Annotated in this window: 11 protein-coding genes; 2 read left to right on the top strand and 9 right to left on the bottom strand. The window is 40.9% G+C overall.

The features are described from left to right. Nucleotides 1-61 precede the first annotated feature (61 nt). Complete coding sequence (locus G3O08_RS16460; protein ID WP_163286553.1) at nucleotides 62-1,963, bottom strand: amidophosphoribosyltransferase; 1,902 nt, start codon at nucleotides 1,961-1,963, stop codon at nucleotides 62-64. A gap of 173 nt (nucleotides 1,964-2,136) precedes the next feature. On the opposite strand from G3O08_RS16460, the gene G3O08_RS16455 reads away from it, so the two are divergent. Beyond that, complete coding sequence (locus G3O08_RS16455) at nucleotides 2,137-5,997, top strand: DUF7948 domain-containing protein (protein ID WP_204336912.1); 3,861 nt, start codon at nucleotides 2,137-2,139, stop codon at nucleotides 5,995-5,997. Between the two features lie 530 nt (nucleotides 5,998-6,527). On the opposite strand, the gene G3O08_RS16450 is transcribed toward G3O08_RS16455, so the two are convergent. The 8 genes from G3O08_RS16450 to G3O08_RS16415 form a co-directional block, all read right to left on the bottom strand. Next, entirely contained in the window at nucleotides 6,528-8,309 is a 1,782-nt protein-coding gene (locus G3O08_RS16450; RefSeq protein ID WP_163286551.1) for a T9SS type A sorting domain-containing protein, read from the bottom strand. 86 nt (nucleotides 8,310-8,395) lie between these two features. After that, on the bottom strand, nucleotides 8,396-8,920 hold the full coding sequence (locus G3O08_RS16445) for a 3-hydroxyanthranilate 3,4-dioxygenase (protein WP_163286550.1): 525 nt from the start codon (nucleotides 8,918-8,920) through the stop codon (nucleotides 8,396-8,398). A 31-nt stretch (nucleotides 8,921-8,951) separates the two neighbouring features. After that, nucleotides 8,952-12,251: an OmpA family protein gene (locus G3O08_RS16440; protein WP_163286549.1), complete on the bottom strand. Its 3,300-nt coding sequence runs from the start codon at nucleotides 12,249-12,251 to the stop codon at nucleotides 8,952-8,954. A 23-nt stretch (nucleotides 12,252-12,274) separates the two neighbouring features. Then, nucleotides 12,275-14,467, bottom strand: a complete 2,193-nt coding sequence (locus G3O08_RS16435) for an OmpA family protein (RefSeq protein ID WP_163286548.1) — start codon at nucleotides 14,465-14,467, stop codon at nucleotides 12,275-12,277. Further along, the gene (locus G3O08_RS16430; protein ID WP_163286547.1) at nucleotides 14,467-15,378 is read right to left on the bottom strand and encodes a PorP/SprF family type IX secretion system membrane protein; all 912 of its coding nucleotides are present in this window, start codon (nucleotides 15,376-15,378) and stop codon (nucleotides 14,467-14,469) included. The genes G3O08_RS16435 and G3O08_RS16430 overlap by 1 nt, the downstream gene beginning before the upstream one ends. Further along, the gene (locus G3O08_RS16425; RefSeq protein WP_163286546.1) at nucleotides 15,378-16,106 is read right to left on the bottom strand and encodes a gliding motility-associated C-terminal domain-containing protein; all 729 of its coding nucleotides are present in this window, start codon (nucleotides 16,104-16,106) and stop codon (nucleotides 15,378-15,380) included. Before G3O08_RS16425 ends, G3O08_RS16430 begins: the two co-directional genes overlap by 1 nt. Nucleotides 16,107-16,109: 3 nt before the next feature. Continuing rightward, nucleotides 16,110-17,696, bottom strand: a complete 1,587-nt coding sequence (locus tag G3O08_RS16420; RefSeq protein ID WP_204336911.1) for a hypothetical protein — start codon at nucleotides 17,694-17,696, stop codon at nucleotides 16,110-16,112. A gap of 538 nt (nucleotides 17,697-18,234) precedes the next feature. After that, complete coding sequence (locus G3O08_RS16415; RefSeq protein WP_163286544.1) at nucleotides 18,235-19,362, bottom strand: NAD(P)/FAD-dependent oxidoreductase; 1,128 nt, start codon at nucleotides 19,360-19,362, stop codon at nucleotides 18,235-18,237. 449 nt (nucleotides 19,363-19,811) lie between these two features. Between G3O08_RS16415 and G3O08_RS16410 the strand changes: the two genes are divergently transcribed. Next, nucleotides 19,812-21,609, top strand: a 1,798-nt coding sequence (locus G3O08_RS16410; protein WP_204336910.1) for a toxin TcdB middle/N-terminal domain-containing protein, incomplete at its 3' end; no start/stop codon positions are given.

The raw sequence follows: 21,609 nt of genomic DNA, 5'->3' as shown, positions 1-21,609 counted from the left end.
TTTTAACCTTTCCAAAAACTAAACACCAATCACCAATCACAAAAAACCAAGAACAAACCACCTAATAAGCCCTCTCCTTACTCCCTTCGAACCAATTAATAAAAGCACGATTCACCACTTTATTACCTCCCGCTGTTGGATAGTTTCCGGAAAAATACCAATCGCCCAGATTATCAGGACAAGCATGATGAAGGCCTTCAATGGTTTGATAAACAATATCCACTTGGCACTTAGTATCCTCTGGAGTGAGAAGTTCGGAAATTTTGGCTGAAATCTCTTCGTAAGAATAGGGATCATAAATCTCTTTTACGTAATTCTTGATTTCAGATTTATGAAGCTTTTCCTGATTCTTGCACTTTTTGTAAACGGCATCAATACGCTTTTGATTTCCGGTTTCACGATTTAAGGCAATAGCCGCCTGAAAAGCAACAAAATCACCAAGGCGTGCCATATCAATTCCGTAGCAATCGGGGTAGCGTATTTGTGGAGCGCTTGAAACAATGACTATTTTACGTGGCTCAAGTCTGTTTAAAATCCGAATAATACTTTGCCTTAAGGTTGTACCGCGCACGATGCTATCGTCAATAACCACCAAATTGTCAACGCCGCGGCGCACTACGCCGTAGGTAACATCATACACGTGAGCTACCATATCATCACGCGCTTCATCTTGCGTAATAAAAGTGCGGAGCTTGGCGTCCTTTACCGCAATTTTTTCCATACGGGGACGCATAGACAGAATTTCACGTAATTTTTCGGGTGTAGAATCGGAGCCAAGTTTTGAAATGAGCTTAAATTTTTGGTCATTCAACTCATCTTCAAGCCCTTTCATCATGCCGTAAAAAGCTACTTCGGCGGTGTTTGGAATGAAGCTGAAAACGCTGTTATCAATATCATTGTCAATGGTTTTCATAACACTTTGTACCATTGTTCTACCCAGCTCAAGTCGCTCCTTGTAAATATCTTTGTCGCTTCCGCGCGAAAAGTAAATACGCTCGAACGAGCATGCTAATCGTTTGCCGGGAGTGCGTATTTCATGAAGCGAAACTTTGCAGTCATGGGCTACAATCAAAGCATTTCCAGGGGGAATTTCTTTGATTTTATCTGCCGTAAGGTTAAAAGCAGTTTGAATAACAGGACGTTCAGATGCTACTACTACCACTTCATCATCTTCGTAGTAGAAAGCGGGACGAATACCGTTTGGGTCGCGAAGTACAAAGGCATCTCCTTGGCCCAAAAGCCCCGCCATAGCGTAGCCACCATCCCAATCTTCAGCTGCTTGTTTTAATATTTCGGGCAGATTTAAATGCTCAATTATCTTGGCTGTAATATCTTTCTTGCTGTAGCCTAGTGATCGGTATTTGTCAACTATTCGATCGTTTTCTTCATCCAGAAAATGACCGATCTTTTCAAGTACTGTTACTGTATCAGATTTTTCTTTTGGGTGCTGGCCAATACTCACAAGCAGATCAAAAAGCTCATCGACATTGGTCAGGTTAAAGTTTCCGGCAACAACTAAGTTTCTGGTTTTCCAGTTATTCTGACGCAGAAACGGGTGGCAACTTTCAATGCCATTGTGGCCAAATGTACCATAACGCACGTGACCTAAGAACAACTCGCCGGTAAAACCTACATTTTGCTTTAACCACTCAACATCCTTCAATTTCTCAGGATCAGTGTCTTCCAACTGACGGAAGCGTGAGTTTATGTCGTCAAAAACATCTTGAATTGGCCGTTGACTATTTGACCTTACCCTGCTTATAAACCTGTTGCCGGGCTTCATGTCTAATTTAATATTGGCTACACCAGCTCCATCTTGTCCGCGGTTGTGCTGCTTCTCCATAAGGAGATACAATTTATTCAGGCCGTAGAATGACGTCCCGTATTTTTCACGGTAAAATGGCAATGGTTTTTTGAGCCGAAGGAGTGCTATTCCGCACTCATGCTTGATAGAATCGCTCATAGAATATTCACGGTGGTGAATGAAGCTGCAAAGATACTGGTAATTTTTGAAAGGTTTATTGAAGTTTGGAATTACAACATAGAGCAAGTTTATATTCCCCTAAAGGGAGATTTAACAAGCCATTTACCAACCTTTTGGACCCAGTGCTCGTCATAATTGTGTAATTTTATCTAATGCAGGGAGTGCGCCATTTTTTTCTCATGATTATTTGTCTGGGATTTATGTCTATTCACGTAAGTGCAGGCAATCCGCGCTACACAGAAAATAAAGGTCAGTGGCATGAAAATGTATTGTTTAAAACCGAGAGCGGAGGAGCCATTGGCTATATTGATAGAGATGGCTTTACGCTGATGATGGTTGAAAGCGACTTTTACGAAAAATTGCATTCTTGGGTTGGAAATTCCGACGCTGACCCGATTGGAAAAGCGCATACGCTTAAAATGAAATTTCTGGGAGCCGATTTAAGTCAAAAAGCAATAACAGGCAGAGATACCCGCACTACCGAAAATTTCTTTATTGGAAATGATCCCTCAAAGTGGGCAGCAAACGTACGGTCTTACGATCGTGTGAAAATACCGAATATTTATCCCAACATCGACGTGCAGTTTGGCGCTAACCAAAGCAATTTGAAATATGATTTTATTCTTGCCCCAAATGCGAATCCTGAACTTATCAAAGTAGAATTTTCTGGACATAATAAACTCTTTATTAGAAATGGAGCGCTAATCGCAGAGACAAGTGTAGGCGATTTCACAGAAGTGGCTCCTTTTGCTTATCAGCTTGATAAAGAGGGTAATATTGAAGAAGTGCCATGTAAATTTTCATTGAAGGGAAATATTATTACTTATAAGTTTCCAAAGGGTTATGATAAATCACGTGAGCTGATAATTGATCCTGAAATTGCATTCTCATCCTATATTGGCAGTACTAGCAGTTCTTTTGGTTTTACTGCCAGCTACGATGATGATGGGAATCTATATGCGGGTGCAGTGGTATTTGGCTTTGGGTATCCGATTGAGCCGGGTGCTTTACAAGTAAATTTTGGATTTGGAACCGTAGATTGTGGAATTAGTAAGTTCAATTCAGAAGGTACTGATCTTTTGTATAGCACTTACTTGGGTGGCACCGGAAATGAATCTCCACATAGTATTGTGGTTAGCGAAAATGGTGAGCTCTATATTCTGGGTACCACATCATCGCAAAACTTCCCGGTTACTGCAGGAGCTTATCAGTCATCACATAACGGTGGTAGTACTACAACCGCTGCCGGATATACGTACGAAAACGGAAGCGATATTTTTGTTACCAAGCTCAACGCTGATGGAAGCGCTATTGCTGCGAGCACATTTATAGGCGGTACTTCAAATGATGGACTGGGCGCAGGAACTGTTCTGGAAAATAATTATGGCGATAAGTTTCGGGGAGAAATTGTGATTGACAATGCAGGGAACGCCTACGTAGCATCTGTTACCTCTTCGGGAAATTTTCCAATCGTAAATGGATATGCATCTTCCTTAGGAGGTATTATTTCGGGAGTGGTTTTTAAACTTTCGTCCAATTTGCAAAATCTTATTTGGTCAACTTACACAGGTGGAAATTTTTCAGATTCTGCCGTGAGCTTGCAACTTGCCGATGACAATAGTGTTTATTTTACCGGAGGGACTACTAGTACTACTTTGCCCACTACTCCGGGAGCTTACCAAGCGATTAAAGCAGGAGGAGTTGATGGATATATTGGACATGTTTCTGCCGATGGATCACAACTTTTAGCTTGCACTTATAATGGGACAGATGAGTTTGACCAGAATTATTTCGTTCAATTAGATACCGACGGTTTCGTATATGTAATTGGTCAGTCTCTCGGCTCTTATCCTATTAGCGACGGGGTTTACAGTAATCCCAATAGCGGACAGTACGTTCAAAAATTCACTCCCGATCTTACTGCATCTATCTGGAGTACAGAAGTTGGTTCAGGTTCAGGCGGGGTTGATATTTCGCCTTCTGCTTTTTTGGTTACTACCTGTGGCCAGATTTATCTCAGCGGGTGGGGTGGAGCATTAAATAATTCGGGATCAACCAATATTCTACCGACCACCAGCAATGCATTTCAAACAGGTACAGATGGCGATGATTTTTATCTGATGGTTCTGGAATCTGATGCAACAGACTTGGTTTACGGAACATTTTTTGGCGGAAGCGAAAGCGCAGAGCACGTAGATGGCGGAACGAGTAGATTTGATAAGAACGGCACCGTATATCAGGCCGTTTGTGCAGGGTGCTTTGGCAATAGTGATTTTCCAACCCAGCCCGGCGTTTGGTCAGAAACCAATGGAAGCAGCTTGTGTAACCTAGCAGTAATGAAGTTTAAATTATCGTCTGTGAATGCTGTTGCAGAGATAGATGCACCAGATATCGTTTGTCCGGGCGATGTGTTTAATCTCGTAAATCAAAGCGTTGGAGCCGATACTTTTTTATGGAATATGGGCGATGGATTTACGACAACCGACGAAGAGACGACATATAGTTTTGATGACCCCGGAACTTATACCATAAAACTCTATGCCGAAGATAGTCAGGGTTGCCTTACCCCAGATTCTACGACCGTAACTGTAGAAGTAGCCGAACTACCCGAAATAGAAACTGAAAATCCGGAACCAATTTGCCCTGGGGAAACAGTGCAATTAAACGCTACGGGGACGGCTACGCAATATCTTTGGTCGCCCACAACCGGATTGAGTTCTGCCAATATTCCAAATCCGGTATTTTTCGGAAACACAAGTCAGGATTACACTGTTAGCGGCTCAACGATATGCGGAACTGTTACTGAAACAGTTAATGTAATTGTTGGTAGTTTGGATATTTCTGTTTCTGAAGACCAGGAAATATGCCCGGGCGAATCCGTTCAACTACAGGCAACAGGCGGCGATACGTATTTATGGTCTCCAGCTACCGGGCTAAGTGCAGCAGATGTTGCTAACCCCGTTGCCAGTCCGCTGGAAAATATAACTTATGAAGTATTGATTACCAGTCTCGAAGGGTGTGATGTAACCGAAGAAATCTCCATAAATGTATTGCCTCCTGCGCCAGTTTTAGATGGGAAAACCCAATATGTATCATGCAATGGCGCAGCTGTTTATTTAAGTGTGAGCGGAGCATCAGAATATTCGTGGAGTCCGCCGACGGGGCTCAACTACGCCAACATTCATAATCCGATTGCAAGCCCTATTCACAGTGGAACCTATACTGTTACAGGCACAAATTCATGCGGAAGCGATGTTTTGGAGATATCTGTTCTTGTAAATGAAATCGCAGTTTCCATCAATGTAGATTCTCTTGTATGCTACAATGAACGGTTTACCTTAACAGGATTTGGTGCCGATTCATATATCTGGCAACCGGCAGAGCTGTTTATAAATTCAAAAGTAAATCCTGCCCAAGCCATTATCGAGTCAAGCGCAACAATTACCGTTACCGGTTTTGATTCGCTGGGATGCTACGCTACAGAATCAAAGTTTCTGAGGCTATTTCCCAGAGCCATTGTAAGAGCAGGCAACGACCATATCCTGAACTTTGGCGAAGGCGTAGCACTTGAATCTTTTAGCATTTATCCCATTACCTGGGATTATTCACCATACCTGAGCTGCCTGGAGTGCAACTATCCTTACGCCAGCCCGCCCGAAAACACTACATTTTATGCCACCATCGTTAGCCCCGATGGATGCGTGGAAAGAGATTCGGTAAGGGTAAATATTCGTGGAAATATTTATGTTCCTAATTCATTCACCCCTGATGAGGATGGGCTCAACGATGTGTTTAAGGCCGAAGGTGTGGATATTTCAGAATTTAAAATGGAGATTTATGACCGTTGGGGAGGCTTAGTATTTATGTCGGAAAATATTGACGATGGCTGGAATGGTTCGCGTCGCGATGGCGAATTTTATTGCCCTGCAGATTTGTATCAATATCGCATTGTAGCTCGTGAACTGCAAGGCGATTATTTTGAATTGAAAGGACATGTAACTTTGTTGCGGTGAAGGAGTTGTGGAACAAGCACAAAGTCGTTTGGATAAGAATATCTTCACTTGATCTAATATTAATCGAACATCTAAAATACACTTTTTTAAGTTCACCCCGACGACGCTAAGGCGTGTTGGGATGAGTTCGAATACGTAACAATTGGAAATTTTTACTGTCTCACTCGTTTACAATTTTATTTTGTACCAAAATGCTACAAACCCTTCCCACAGACCCAGCCCAGAAGGGTGTCAGCACGTACGCGCGCACAAATTTCTCTTTTATCTAAATGAACAACTTGACTTATACCGAGATGTAAACTCCCTCTAGGGTCGGGGCGAACACGAGATCTTTCGCCCCTGCCCTAAAGGGAGTCGGCACGAAACAAAATTTTTACTGTCTCACTCGTTTAATGGTACAACTAAATTACGATTTTAATTTATACCCCGACGACGTTAAGGAATGACAGCGCGATAAATCGACGCACCAAATTTCCGGTGTGGGACGAACATTATTCAATGCAGCGCGATAAATCGACGCTGCTACTTTGTTATTCGATTACCACCTTCGTATTCCAAACATTTCCATCAACACCACGCACACCCAAAACATAAACCCCACTTTCTAATCCGGAGAGATCAACCTGGTTTGTAGCTAAGCTGGCTTGTTTTACTATCCGGCCTTGTAAATCGAAGAGCGTATAGCTTGTTAAAGCAACCTGGCTTTGAAGGTTTAACATACCCGATGTAGGGTTTGGGTAAACTTTTATCTTATTTAAAACCGACGCTTCATTGATGCCTACGCCTGTATCCTGGGGTTGGTATTTGGCAATGAAAAAGTCGCTGTCGGGACCTGTGTTTTGAATTTGTAAATCTGTACCTCCAAAAAGAGTGCTGCCAAAGTAACCGCCTACTACCAAATCGCCATTGTTGTCTAAAGCCATGGCCATAATGGCATCTCGTGTAGGGGTAATTGCATTGTTGCTAATTACTTCCTGGGCTACACCGGTTTCTGCATCGAAACGGATGATTTGGATGTCGGGAATAAGACCTTGCTGCACTGGCCCTGGAACTTCAAGCCCGTCCCAAGTGTTATTTACCATACCCAAACCAAGATAAACATTGTTACCATCTACAACAATACTTTGACCGAGAAAGGGAGAAAAAAGGTTTGCATTAGTACTCCAAAGTAGATTGCCATCGCTGTTTAATTTTACCAAAAACGGGTCTTGTTTCCCTGAGTTGGTTCCTTCAGGATCAAATACAAAACCAGCAAAATTATCTGGCCCTTGATCTGCACTTAAATAACCCGTTATGTAAATATCGCCTGTATCATCTATCTGAAGGTCACCCAGAACATAGCTTCCAACTTTTTCATTCTCATGATACCACACAACTTCACCTTGGTTATCTACGGCTGCGAGATAAAACGCTTTGTTTGGTGTGTCGACCCCATAGCCATTTATACTCAATGGATCATCAGGATCAACGGAGAGTCGATAGGTATCTGCAATATAATACTGGTTTAAGTTGTGGTCGTAGGCGAATTGGTAGTTGTAAAAGTCAGAACTAAACTGACCATTGGGTTTCATATCTAATGGGATAAAGCCTTCTAAATTTCCATCGCTGTCATATTTTAGAATAACAAACTTCACTTGGCCTTCATTTACGATTAAATTATCATTAAAGTAATTACCCTGCCCTATCCATACTAAGCTATGAGTTTGCCCATTTGGCATAACAATTGTCTTTACAAAAGCTCCACTACGCCCCATAACGGCATTTTCTTCAGGTTGCTGCAACCATTGAAAATTCCCCTCACTATCATATTTAATCAAAAAAGCTGCTTTATTCGAAGGGCTTGGCTCAAAAGAATAAGCATCCATAATTGTATCCATATCAAAATGAACAGGGGTCTGACCCAAATTAAAGACAGTTCCACTAATATAAATATTTCCCATTTGGTCTGTAACTAACGAAGCCGCGAAGTCTTCTGCTCCGCCTCCAATCACTTTACCCCATCGATAAATCCCTTCACTGTCAGTTGAAAAAACAAAAATATCCTTCTTATTAGCATTATCATTATAGGACTCGAACTCCATATCGCCAAACTCAAAAGCATAGCCACCTACTTCGGCAAGGTAGTAGTAATTGTTATCGCCATCCACGGCTACATCTACAACACGCTCATACTTATTGTCAAATTGTCCATACGAAAAACTACCACCACTACCACCACGCTCTGCCCAAAGCCAGCCGGAGTCGAGTGGGTCTTGGGTATAGACAGTTGTGGTTGTCAAAAATAGGACGAATACTATAAAAAGACGTTTCATACGTTCGGGGTGTTTTGAGTTGAAAGAAAAAAGACCTTCCCCCTTGATAGATTTAGACTTAAAGAAGCCCGTAAGGGAGAGAAAGCCTACACAAATCGTTCATCCACTTCCATAACAGTACCGCACTTATCACAAGTACGTAGCTCTTCACTTTCGTAAAACGCTTTAAATCGCGGCTGAAAATCTGTTTCAATGTTGGTTAATGGAAAATAAGTTTCGTAAAGCTTATGATTGCAGTTGTCACAAAACCAAAGCAGGCCATCTTTAAGATCTTGCCCTTGGCGAACACTTTCTAATACAAGACCTATTGAGCCTTCACTTCGCATTGGCGAATGTGGAGTTTTTGCAGGCAATAGAAACATTTCTCCGGCATGTATTGGCACATCAACAGCCTTTCCATCTTCCTGAATGCGCACATTGATATCCCCTTCCAGCTGATAAAAAAGCTCTTCTGTTTCGTTGTAGTGGTAATCTTTTCGGGCGTTAGGACCGGCAACGACCATCACGATAAAATCAGAACCTTCAGGATAGAGATTTTTATTTCCAACCGGTGGCTTTAGCAGATTTCGGTTTTCATCAATCCACTTTTGTAAATTAAAAGGCTTCTTCATAGTGCTGAATTTTGCCTTAAAATTAAACAAATTACTTTTTATTGTTTCCCAATATCACAAATTCAGTTCTACGATTTGCCGCATGCTCGTCCTCATCGCAATTTACACCGTCTTTACATCTGTTCGTAAGTTCGGTTTCGCCCTTTCCATTTGGCACGAGGCGGTCTGCTTTAATACCTGATTTTTGTAAATAATCGGCCACTCCATCAGCTCTTTTCTGTGAAAGCATATTATTGTAATTCGCAGGTCCACGAGAATCAGTATGCGATTGAATTTCAACCCGTAATTCAGGATTGTCTTTTAAAAGGGTCACCAGTTTGTCTAATGAATTCCTGCTGTTGAGTTTTAAGTAATAACTGTTAAAGCCATAGTAAACAGCTGGCAGAGCAAATCGCGCACCTTCTCGTACTTGTACTTTCTCCTTATTTTTATCAATAAGGGTAAGTTCAGGTTTTGTGGAAGCATTCATATTTACATAAAATTTTCCATCCTTGCTTCGCTTTACCCTCAGAGAATCTTTGCTATCCGGAATTTTCAGAACCAATACTGCATTCGGATCGGCATCTGACATGGTAATGATGTATGACGACATTGGAGTAATATCATTTAAACTAAACTGATCCTTATTACTGGCATAGCTCTGAGTCATCAATTTGCCATTTTTATCTGAGATGGTCATCTGAGCATTGTTGGAATTTTTGCTCTCCAGCCTTCCGGCGATATTTAATTTTAGTATGCTCTCGTCCTTAATATCTATTTTGTCCAAATCGGAATTCAATCCATCCAAGATGCTGAATCTGAATACTTTTTTCTTTTCGCTCGATCCATCATAAACGATGGAATTCTTTTCGTCAAAAAGTTCAATATCCTTTTCTTCAGAAAAGGTGGTGTCTGTTAATTCCAGCTCGTAATCCAGATTTTCTATAATGTTATTCATAATAATTACGCCCTTGCTATTGCTGTATACGGTTTCGCTGCGCGTGCCATCCATCGATCTCAATACAAAAGAAGTATTTCCCGGAAGGTCATAATTCTTAATTCGGGCTTTGTAGGTTTGTCCTGTATTGTCTGCCCCGAGCATTGACTTATTTATAGCTGCCAATGCCTCTTGTTCTGCATCAGATTGACCGTAATCTTTATAAATCAGGTATTCAAAAAAGAAGTTATTCGCATCAAAAGGTCTTACCGTTTGCGATGTGTCTCCATTTCCGTCTAAGATTACGAGTCTATCGTCCATTGCTAGGTCTCGTTTCGGCATATTGAGGCGGTACGCCTTTCCGGTACGCATGGTGTCAAGCTTCATAAAACCATCATCATTTATGTCGGGTTTCATAATTTCTTGATCTTTCTCGTCGTAAAGGGTAATTGTTTCGCCTTCAACGGATTCATTGTTTAGAACGATTGCAAAGACATTTGGAACACTTATAGATTTTGTTTCCATCCACAATGCCGGTGCAGCTGCTCGTGTATAGGCAAATCTGTTTTGGCCACTTGGCACCAGCGATTGAGTAATGGCTCCCGAGCTGCCATAAATATCAATTTCGTGATACACATTTAAGCCTTCCGTCTCAATAGTGTATTTTTCACCGGTTGTAGCTCCATCAATCTTAAAAGTACCGTCCTGGGCGGTTTTCGATTTGCCCAAAACAGTTCCGCCAGAATTTTTAAGAGAAACTGGAATACCATTTATTTGTGTTCCCTTTTCAGCGATAATTTTACCCATAATTGCATAAGTAAGCAACTCGGTCTCTGAAAGGGGTTCCTCTTCAAATACTTCATTTACACCCGTTAATTCAAATGGATAAACCTGATCTCCTGATTGCGCAAATAAATTTACTTCTTTCCCTCCTTCTGATAAAAGTCTGATCTTGACATCTTTAGAAATGCTTTTATCAGCCACCTTCATTTTATAATTTTCACCCGTTTGTAAATCGCTTATCGAAAAGGAATTTTGATCAGTAGTTGTGGCACTGGTTATTAGAGAATCATTGCTGTCAAAAACCTGGATAAGTATTCCTTCGGGGATTTGTGCAGATAAAAACTCGAATTTACTTTCTTTAATATCAATTATCTCAGGGCGGTAAGTAAATGCGTAAATATCATCACCACCGAAACCGGTTTTTCTATTTGAAGAAAAATAGCCTTCGAGGGTATTCGAAAAAGTAAGGCTAAAATCGTCGTAGGCGCTGTTTATTGGTGCCCTTAGGTTATAGACCTTATTGTAAGCCTCATTTTCTGAAGTATAATACACATCAAGCGCACCATAACCGATGTCTGTTCGATCTGAAGAAAAGTACAAACGACTTTTATAAAAAGTTGGAAAAACTTCACTGAATGGTGTGTTAATTACCGGCCCCATGTTTTTGGGTTCTGTCCAGGTGTCGTTAATATAATCGCTATACCACAAATCCATTTGGCCATAGCCTCCCGGCCGGTCTGATGCAAAAATCATTCGGCTGCCATTATCTGTAAAAGTGGGATGCCCGGTATTATAATTTTCGTTGTACTTAAATGGTTTAATGTCATCTTCGGCTCCTGATAAGGTTGAGAAATAGATTCCAAGTTTGCCATTTGGCGCATCAATATCACGCAGTGTAAGAGCGTATTTATTGTCTTTCCAATTTGTCATTGGTCCATCGTGGTAGTAATAATCTCTTTTTTTGAATAGCATAGAGGGTCGCGAAACCTCATTTCGGCTTTTGCTTTTTAGTTTTGTTTTGTAATAGAGATGAAGATTTTGATTATTAAACGATGCAGGAAAAACATTTTGAATTCCAGACACATCACTCACAAACCATAATTCTTCATCGCTTGACAAGAACGGTGCGTACTCGTTATAAATTGAATTAATTCCTTTTACAGCATCAGCTCTTGAGTAGTTCGAAATAGAATCCCACTTCATTAGGTCGCCAACTTTATCGAGCCATATAATGGTTCTTTGGTCAGATTGGTCTTCGCTAAGCAATTGGATAAGATTTACGTATGCCGACGAATAATCGTCGTTTACGATATATACGTCTGAAAGAAAACGGCGATCGTCAGCAGCTGAAATTTCTGCAGGATCTATCTGTGAGAGCACATCGGCCGCTTCTTGATAATCTCTAAGTTGGTAATAACATTTAGCGAGTAAAATTCCTGCATTAATATTGCGATCCTTACCTTCAAAATCTTTTCTTAGTGGCTTTATTGCTTCGGAATAAGCACCCTGATCCATCAGTTTTTCGCCTTTTTTTATCTGTGCATTTGCGGTAAAAGATAAACCGATCAGAACCATTATAAAAATGGAAATACGATAAAATGCAGTTGATTTGAGTCTTTTTGGGGAATCCATATCTTTAAAAATTAGAGCCGGGGTTATGGCTCGGAAGGTTGGTATATTCTAATTTCTGTTCGTCTGTTTATGGCGTGTTCCTCTTCAGTACATTCCACTCCATCAGCGCACTTGTTAAGCAATTTTGTTTCTCCATAACCTTTGGCCACGAGTCTGCTTGCGCCAACACCCTGTGATTGTAAAAATTGAACTACGGCATCAATTCGTTTTTGGGATAGCGTAAGGTTATATGCTGCCGGTCCACGTGAATCAGTGAATCCGGAAAGCTCTAATGAAATTGTTGGGTTTTTATCGAGTAATACGACGAGTTTAGAAAGGCTTTTCTCACTTTCTGTTGTCAGCTTGGCATCGTTGTACTCAAAATAGAGCACAGGTAGATTAAATAGCTCATTATCTGCCACCTTTACCTTTTGCTGAGATTCGTTTGTTAGTGTTATTATACGATTGGCATCGGATAAGCGTACATATGCAAACTCGCCTGTACCAGTTGGTTTAATAGAGGATATTACCTCCCCATCTTTTCCTACAATATTTATCACCGCATTGGGATCGGTAACTTTACTGCGGATAACATATTTTTCATCGGGCTTAACAGATTTGAAAATGAAGTTTCCATTTTCGTCTGTTACCGCCATTCCAATCAGCTCGCCATCACTGTCTTCCAGGTAAATTTTAAACCCTTCGTCTGGAAGATCTTCACTATCTATCATGCCGAGAATATCTACAGATAAAACACTCTCATCGTTGTTTTCAACACGTTCCAAAAAGTAGTCCATTGGCGTAAGCAACTCAAATTTAAACTGTCCTGTTGCGCTCATTGGTACTTCTTTGATTACATTTCCCTCATCTCCAAATAAAGCGAGTTTTGATCCCTCGGGCAAATCCCCATCCACAACAGATATCTCATAACTTTCAAGTCCCTTGATATGCGCCAAGGAGAATGAACCATCCTTATCGAGCGATGTGGTTTTAGAAAAAGTACCATCAGCGCTGGTGATCTGGATAATAATGGCAGATAAATCTTGTCCTTGTGCATTAATTCGTCCTACAAGATTCTGGAAGAAAGTTTGTGCTTCAACAAATTTTACGCTGTAAATATCATCACCGCCTTTTCCACCATCTCTGTTTGACATGAAATATTTTATTTTTCCTTCTATTGCAGTGGGTCTAAAGTCATCGTAAGCTGTATTAACCGGAACGCCTAAGTTTATAGAATAAGGAGTTATAAGCGATGATTTGTATAAATCAAGTCCTCCAAACCCAAGGTCTCTTCTATTAGATGCAAAAAAGATAGAATCGCCGCTTATAGCTGGAAAAACTTCATCGTCGGCAGTATTTATTTGTGCACCCAGATTTGTGAATATTCCGTAGCCATCTTTATTAAAATCAACTTTGTACAGATCCATACCACCATATCCGCCTTCCATATCGCTGCTGAAGTAAAGCGTGGAGTTTACTGTGGCCGGGTGCATAATATTAAAGTCTTTTACGGAGAGGTTCATTTTGCGAATCTCCTTTTTGCGCGTCTTGCCGATGCAAATTATTTCAAAAGCATTATTTCCGTTAAATGCACTCTGAGGCAATACTGACAGAAATATCAAAGAGTCTTCAAACGCAAAACCGGCGCTTATATCAGCGTAGTTTTCCCATCCAAAAAAAGACTCACCAAAATAGAGCTCAGCCATGCTTCCTTGTGGAAAATGAAAGCGCCCTTTGAGCGTTTCTATTCGTGGAAAATAGCTAATGGTATCCGTTTTGTCGTAAAGACAAAACATCGAATCGAGAATTTGAAAAGCCACCAGATCATTGTATTGGGTATTGACAGCAATGAGGTTTTGAATGTATGTTCCGGTTTTTTGATCGGCCAGTATTTTGAGTCTGGATATTCTATTTATTTCAAATTGAGCTTCTTCCCTATATTTTGAATCTTTAGCAAGGGTTTCTAAAACAGTAAGAGCTTCCGTAAAACGATTGTTTGCTGCAAGCGTATTGGCGATAGCCAACTGATTTGGGCTCTCGGAGCATTTATCGTTACCCAAAACCATTAGGGCGCTATAAGCTTCTACAAATTTACCAGTCTCGTAAAGGCATTTTATTTTATCGCAAAGAGTGGCTGCGTTTTCACCGGCCTCAGCGCCAGTACAGATGTTTACCTGCGTTTGAGAAAAACCAATGTAGCAGCTAATAAGAAACAGATATGTGAATAGATAGCGCATTAGAAATTACGCGGAGAAACCGACTTTTTCTTATAAATATTAAAATCGTAACCGATAAAGAGTTCGTGGGTTCCGCTTTGTTCGGCCAGCAAACCATTAAGCGGAAGATCGTAAGCATATCCGAAATGGAATTGATCATTTACATAAATATGGGCAGACAAAACCGCACCATAATTATATCTGTAAGTTGCTGTAATCCAATATTTGTTTTTAAACATGGTGCTCATATTTAAATCAAATTGAAATGGTCCGTCTTCGCTTACGCGAACAATAGTGCTCGGCTTTAAAAATACTTCGCGCGAAACACGAAACATTTTTCCTGCTATTAAATTATAAACCGTGCTAAGCCTGGCATCGCTCGCTTCTGATGGGATAGTTTTGGTATCGTTAATGCTCAGCGCACTTAAACCCACATAGGCTTTAGGTGTAACGTACATTACTCCAAAATCGAAATTTGCCACCCATTTATTTCCATCTGTTCCAAATGCTACGGGGTCTAGTCCCTGGCGGTATTCTAATTTTTCCCAGTGGTATTGATAGTTGAGCATTCCACCCTGTAAACCGAAAGATAAATGACTTGACCTGTTGATTTTCACTTTATATGAAAAAGCAGCCATAACGGAGGGAATGCTTCGAGCGCCTATTTGATCGTTTTGAAAAGTTAAGCCTACAGCCATGTTGTTTTTGGGCAAGGGGCTGTGAATTGAAAAATTTTGTGTTTTTGGTGCGCCTTCAAAACCCACCCATTGCGTGCGATAGCTCAGTGCCGTAGAGAGTGCATCGCGCTCGCCGGCATAGGCGGGATTTACAGCGAACAAATTAAATATATACTGACTGTAAATACCATGCTGCTGACCGAATAGGCCGACGCTAAATAATCCGAAAATACTTAATAGGTATATTTTTTTCATTAGCGCGTTAATTCTATGTAGCCTTTATAAACTACTTCGTTTACCGTGGCAATGTAAAAATAGGTAGCAGCGGGAATCGCCTGCCCATTTTGAGATTCACCTTTCCACACTACATCCTTATTGTCATATTTCTCACCTTCCCAAATCATCTGTCCCCACCGATTGTATATTTCAATTCTATTATTATCATAATCGCCGCTCTCAATATTTTCTATTTCCCAGGTGTCATTGGTGCCGTCGTCATTGGGCGAAAAAGCATTAAAAAATTTAAGATCGCACAAAGATTGTGGTTGAGAGAATACTTCAAAAGTTTTGGTTAATACGCATTGCTCCGCAGTAATTGTTACCGAATACAATCCAGGGCCTAAATCTTCTGCTTCATTTGTTTTTGATCCGTTACTCCACAAAATAGAGTAGGGGGGCTTGCAACCAACGAGTTCTGTAATACTGGCAAAACCATCTGTAGATGTTGGACATAAAGCATCTGTTATGGATATCGAAAAGTCTAAAAATCCTTTAAATGCCGGTTGATGAAATCCCTGCGTTAGCGTAAGCGAATCACTAAAAATTGTTTGTACAATTGCTTCACCCGCTGTTGCTGAAATATCTACATCACCATAGATTGTTTCTGACTGGCCTAGGCTACCTATTACCTGTCGGCTAAGTTCAATTTGGCTGTAAGCCAGAGAACTGAAAAAAACGAATGCAATGAGTAGTGTTCTTTTCATCTTTTAATCAGTGTAAACTCTTGTCCATCCCGCCATTCCAAGAGAAATAAAAGTTACTGTTTCTCTTTGAGTGCTGTTCATATTGTAATCTACATTACTAAAATCTAATAAATCTGATCCGAATTCTATCGTTACCGATGCCAAAATGGGCGAAGTCCCGGTTTTTCTGATGGTTATGGAGCGACCTCTGCAGGTGATGGCGTCGGGCATATTTAACGTAATGCTGTTTGAATTAGACTGAGCCATAGTACATACAAGAATATTGTCGGTTGGTGTAACTGTATAGGTCATGGAGCCCAGAAAATTAGTCAGCAAAGTGGTCTTATACCCTACCGACCCATTTATCTGTAGTGTACTTGCTGGGCTCGTTGTTCCTATTCCCACCTTGGTTCCGAAGTTAGAAATAGTCTGACCGTCGTCGGAAATACGCCAGTCCATATCTCGTTTTAGTAAACCAAAATCGATCTCATAAACTTCGTCACCTTCGTGAATTCGGAAAATTGTATCATTTACCAATTCCAATAATGAAATTTTTTCGTTCTCGGGATCAGCATCTGCATCATTTACGAGCTGGCTTAAACTCACTGTGAAATCTGAAACCTCGTTAATAATTAAGTTCGTACCAGAAAGTGTTACACTTGTAATGGCTTCGTTTTCAGGATCAGCGTCTGCATCGTTTATTAGTGCAGATAAATTTTCACTGAGAGAACCGCCTTGTTGAGTTAAAGTAAAAGTATTATTGGCTGAATTAAAATCAATGTCGGTCACAAGCTCGTTTTCAGGATCAGCGTCCGCATCGTTTATTAGAGCTGATAAATCCTGGGTTAGTGTAGATCCCGGCTGCACGAGTGAAAAGATATTGTTTTCGGTGTCGAATTCAATGGACGTTACGAGTTCATTTTCGGGGTCAGCGTCTGCATCGCTAATCAGAGCTGATAAATCTTGTGTTAAGACAGAACCCGGCTGAACAAGGCTAAAAACATTATTCTCCGGATTAAATGCAATAGATGTTACGAGCTCATTTTGCGGATCTGCGTCGGCGTCGTTAATCAGTGCCGATAAATCTTGAGTTAGTGTTGAGCCAGGTTGTATCAAAGAAAAGACACCGCTACCCGTGTTGAACTCAATGGCGCTTACGAGTTCGTTTTCTGGATCTGCATCGGCATCGTCTGCATTGGATACCGTTTCGGCATGAAGTGCGTAAGGTACTGAGACAAATTGCATACTGCTCATTGTTTCAAGACCATTGCCAGCATCAATATCTATCTGAAGCCAGTAATCGCCATTAGACCAGTTGATGTTTGCGAAAGTTCCACTTACCGGAATCCCTCCACCGATGGAGAGAAAGAACAATCCAAACCGGTTGGTCTCTATATTAGTATGATCTTCCTGGTAAGTAATGCTTCCATTTGGGCCACCGTTTAAAATTTTTAATGATACAAATACGCCTTGATCAGACAGTTCAACACCTGTATTGCTGTTTCGAGCAATTGCTTGGTAGTTAATGAGCTGAGGCGCCTGAGCAACCAGTACGGATACGCTGTTTGTTATCATTATCAAAATTATGGCAATACAATTCTTAGTTTTCACAACAGACTCATTGGTTTAACCTACCAAATTAGCTTTATTAATCTTTTATTCTAAATTCTTAATCATTAAATGCTAACAGGTTGTAGTGGGTTCTTTATCTACATAATCAATCTTTACGACATTTCCGAAATACGGGATGAAAAGTAAACTGCGTAATTTGAGTATTCTATGAAGCGTGGCAACCCAATTTTCAATTAAAAATCGGAACGCCTTGAAGTCTGGGTATACTCTATTAGAATGAGTCTGCTGAATTGCATAAACGGTCTTAAACCGTATCGCTAATGGCGATAGAGCTATTAAAAATTTACGAAAAAAACTGGATCGTCCGAACGGTTTTGAACCAATCGCAACTTGGTTTGAATCTAGGCTGCTGCCAAAGTAGGCTGCTGCTGAACGGCTCAGGATTGAATAAAAACGAAGGAGCGTTTTCAAAATAAATAAGTTTAAGTTCGGGAGTTTCCGGCTTAACACATCCGGCTACTCGTATTAAATGGGTATTTTTAACACACCAATTTTACGATACTTAATCTTTAAAGTTTCATAATGATTTCAGGTAGCGTTTATTAAAGCGCAGAATATCAATTTCGTGTGCCAATTCTTTACCGTCTACCAGAAAAGCGCAGAGAGTTTCAGAAAAATAGGGTGCCAGCATTACTCCTTTGGTGCCCAATCCATTAAAGATTACAAGTTTGTTACAAGCCGGATGTGATCCCATTAGTGGCCGCCTGTCCGCCACAGAAGGTCGCAAACCTGCTTGGTGATTAATAATTTGAAATGGCAGGGCAATTAATTTTTCCAATTTTTCGATTAATTCGTTCCGGCCGGTATCAGTGGGTTCCGGATTTATATCTTCCCAAGAGAATGTTGCCCCAACTCGGTAATGATCATTTCCTAGAGGCAGCACAAACACACCTGAATTCAAAGTGTTGTCCAAATTTAAACCCGGGCAGCTTATGGTGAGCACTTCACCTTTTGAAAGGTTAAATGGTAGGTAATTCCACCAGGGTGATGTGGCTGCTTTTGAGCCGCGACAATCTATAATTCTTTCAGGACTCATCCCATCAATACTGTAATTGAGCATTCCCTCTACCGAATCAGGCAAATCAATTTGGCGGGAAATTAAATAACCGTGATTCTTAAAAAAGCTCCGTGCAGAATTGAGAAAAACAGGCAGGTTGATACTCCCGGTTTGCTTAACCAATCCATATCCGTTTTCTCTTTTCGTAATATGCAGATTGCTCTCAAGTAGGTCGGTTGCAAATAAATAATCTTCAAATTCTGGATCGTATCTTTTTTCACTCCATTCATCTCGCTCAAGAGGCGATGAATGAAAGCGAATATTTTCGGAGGGATGAAAAAAGGAAACCCCCAAAACAGACTCCATATGGGGATAAAAAGAACGTACACTTCGTGTCAGCTCATCGGCACGCCAGCTTTTGGTAATTCTTCTAAAAACGATGGGATTCCACAGACCGGCGGCAACGATAGAGCTTGATGATTTATACCCATTATCAAAAATTTGAAATGGAATGTTTTTTTCATGAAATCGAATCGCGAGACAGGTTCCAGCCAGACCCTGACCTAGAATAAAATACAATATAGATTGAGTTAAAAATTCGCCACAAAGATAAATATTGGTTTGGGTTAAGAATATGTTTAACTTCATAAAGTATTTAAATCGCCCTAATGAGAATTATTGGGTTTTTCATTTATATACTATTTTGAGTTTACGGGGCTGCAAACGCTATTAGCCTTATGGGACGTTGAAATTAAAATTCCAAAACGTGACATCGTCACATATTCGAGTTGTGACCTATAGAAGTTTAGTAGATGTAGAGCTATTTCTTTTGGAAATAGAGCCACAGGCTTCAGCAACAGACAGTATTCAAATATACGGGGGTGTGCCAGAGTTTGCTTGCAAAGCCTTTCCCTTCATGCCTTTCCGCCCTTTTTTCTCTCTCTTTTTCCCTTTGCCCCATCCCGCCCCCATTTCGGGGGTCATTGAGCCGTCCGAACAGTGGGTTCTAAAGGCGGCAAATATGATATTACTCAAAATGCGTATATTGCGTCTGCCGAAACTAAAGGCAGATAAACAGCGATAAGAGCAAAAACCAAGTGAGTAAAACAAGTCGACCAGCAACAGAATTTTATCTCATAAATTTCTATGGCGAAAGCTTGAAAATTTCCCCTATTGTAGGATCTACCTGCTTCGAAAAAACAACCCTCCCTTTCCCTGTTCTTACAGTTTCGAAGGTTGAGGCCATAGACCGTATTTCACAAAATAAGTTGGTGACTCGCTACTTCTATCACCATGGGTATTGGGACGGAGTAGAACGCGAATTTCGAGGTTTTGGTCGTGTTGATCAATTTGATACCGAAACTTTTGAAGCTTATAACGAAGATTCGCTCGTTCTAAATGAAAATTATGATAGCGTGAGTCCTGAATCTTACAGTCCACCGGTTTACACCAAAAACTGGTTTAATCTAGGGCCTATTCAACTACCAAATGGAGATTGGGGTGAGTTGGATACCCGCGATGAATTTTGGGCTGAGGATCCTTCCATACTAGAACGCCCTTCAGAGTTTAATGCGCTTTTGAGAACACTAACACGAAGGGGGCGACGCGATGCTTTGCGAACTTTGAGAGGTTCTGCCATTCGTTCTGAACTGTTTGCCAAGGATGGAAGTGAGCGAAGAGAAAGACCGTATAGCGTAAAGGAAACCCAAACATCAGTTAAGTATATTGATGAGCCGGAGAACAATCCTATTATAGAAAAGTTAAAGATTAAACTCAATTCAGGTTGCATATTTTTCCCTTTTCAATATTCATCCCGTGAAACCATGTGGGAACGTGGCCAAGACCCAAAAACAACATTTTCGTTTACAGGCGAACTGGATGAATACGGCCAGGTATTACAAAGCATTTCCATTGCCGTACCTCGCGGCAAAGACCCATTAACCGGTGGGCAACTTGGTAACAATCACTACTACGACCCCGCAGAACCGTATCGTGCCGTCCTAAGCACAAGCGAATATGCTTATAAAAACGAAGTTCAGGGACTTTATTTTGTAGATCGCGTAAAGCAAAGCCTATCAGAAGAAATTACCGGAACTGCATCGCAGGATGTTTTTACCATTCGCGAAAATGCTTTTGACGGAAATGCCACAACAAATTTACTTTCACACCAACTAAACTATTACGATGGCGCGGCCTTTATTGGTAAGGACTTGGGTATATTGGGAAGCTATGGTTTGTTAGTTCGCAGCGAATCGCTAATTGTAACGCCTCAAGAACTCACGGCAGGCTATGGCAGCAATATTCCTCCTGCATTTAGCGGTGGGAGTACGCCCGATTGGAGCAGCTATCCCGCCGAATTTGTAAGTAGTCTACCAGACCCAAGACTTGGCTATTCTTATTACGATGGTACAGGAACCACTCCTCATTTAAACGGTTATTACGCCTCTGGCGATAAGCTAAAATACGATACGCAAACCATCGGCGTTCCCCAACGCGGGATGGTACTGGCAAAGCGAGACGTTTACAACAATGAAACGACCATAGTATACGACGATTATCATTTGCTGCCCACAAGCGTAACAGATCCTGGCGGTATGACTGTAAGCTCCTTGATAGATTACAGACTCCTAGCACCCTGGCAACTTACCGATCCAAATGAAAATGTAACGAGAACTGAATTTAACGCTTTAGGTTTGGTAACCAAAATTGCAGTCTGCGGAAAGATTGATTCTTCGGGTAATACGCAAGGCGATACTTTAGCTGTTCCCGGAACGACTTTTACTTATGACTTTTTTGCATTTATGGAAGATGGCGACCCTATTTCTGTTCGTAAATCTGTCAGAGAACATCATGTTAATTCACCTTATATAAGCCCAGTTGATGAACAAAATGCCA

The sequence above is a fragment of the Cryomorpha ignava genome, from assembly GCF_010686655.1.
In the GTDB taxonomy this organism is placed as follows: Bacteria; Bacteroidota; Bacteroidia; order Flavobacteriales_D; family Cryomorphaceae; genus Cryomorpha; species Cryomorpha ignava.
The sequence above is the reverse complement of the archived record's forward strand: the minus strand, read 5'-3'. Positions and strand labels throughout refer to the sequence as shown.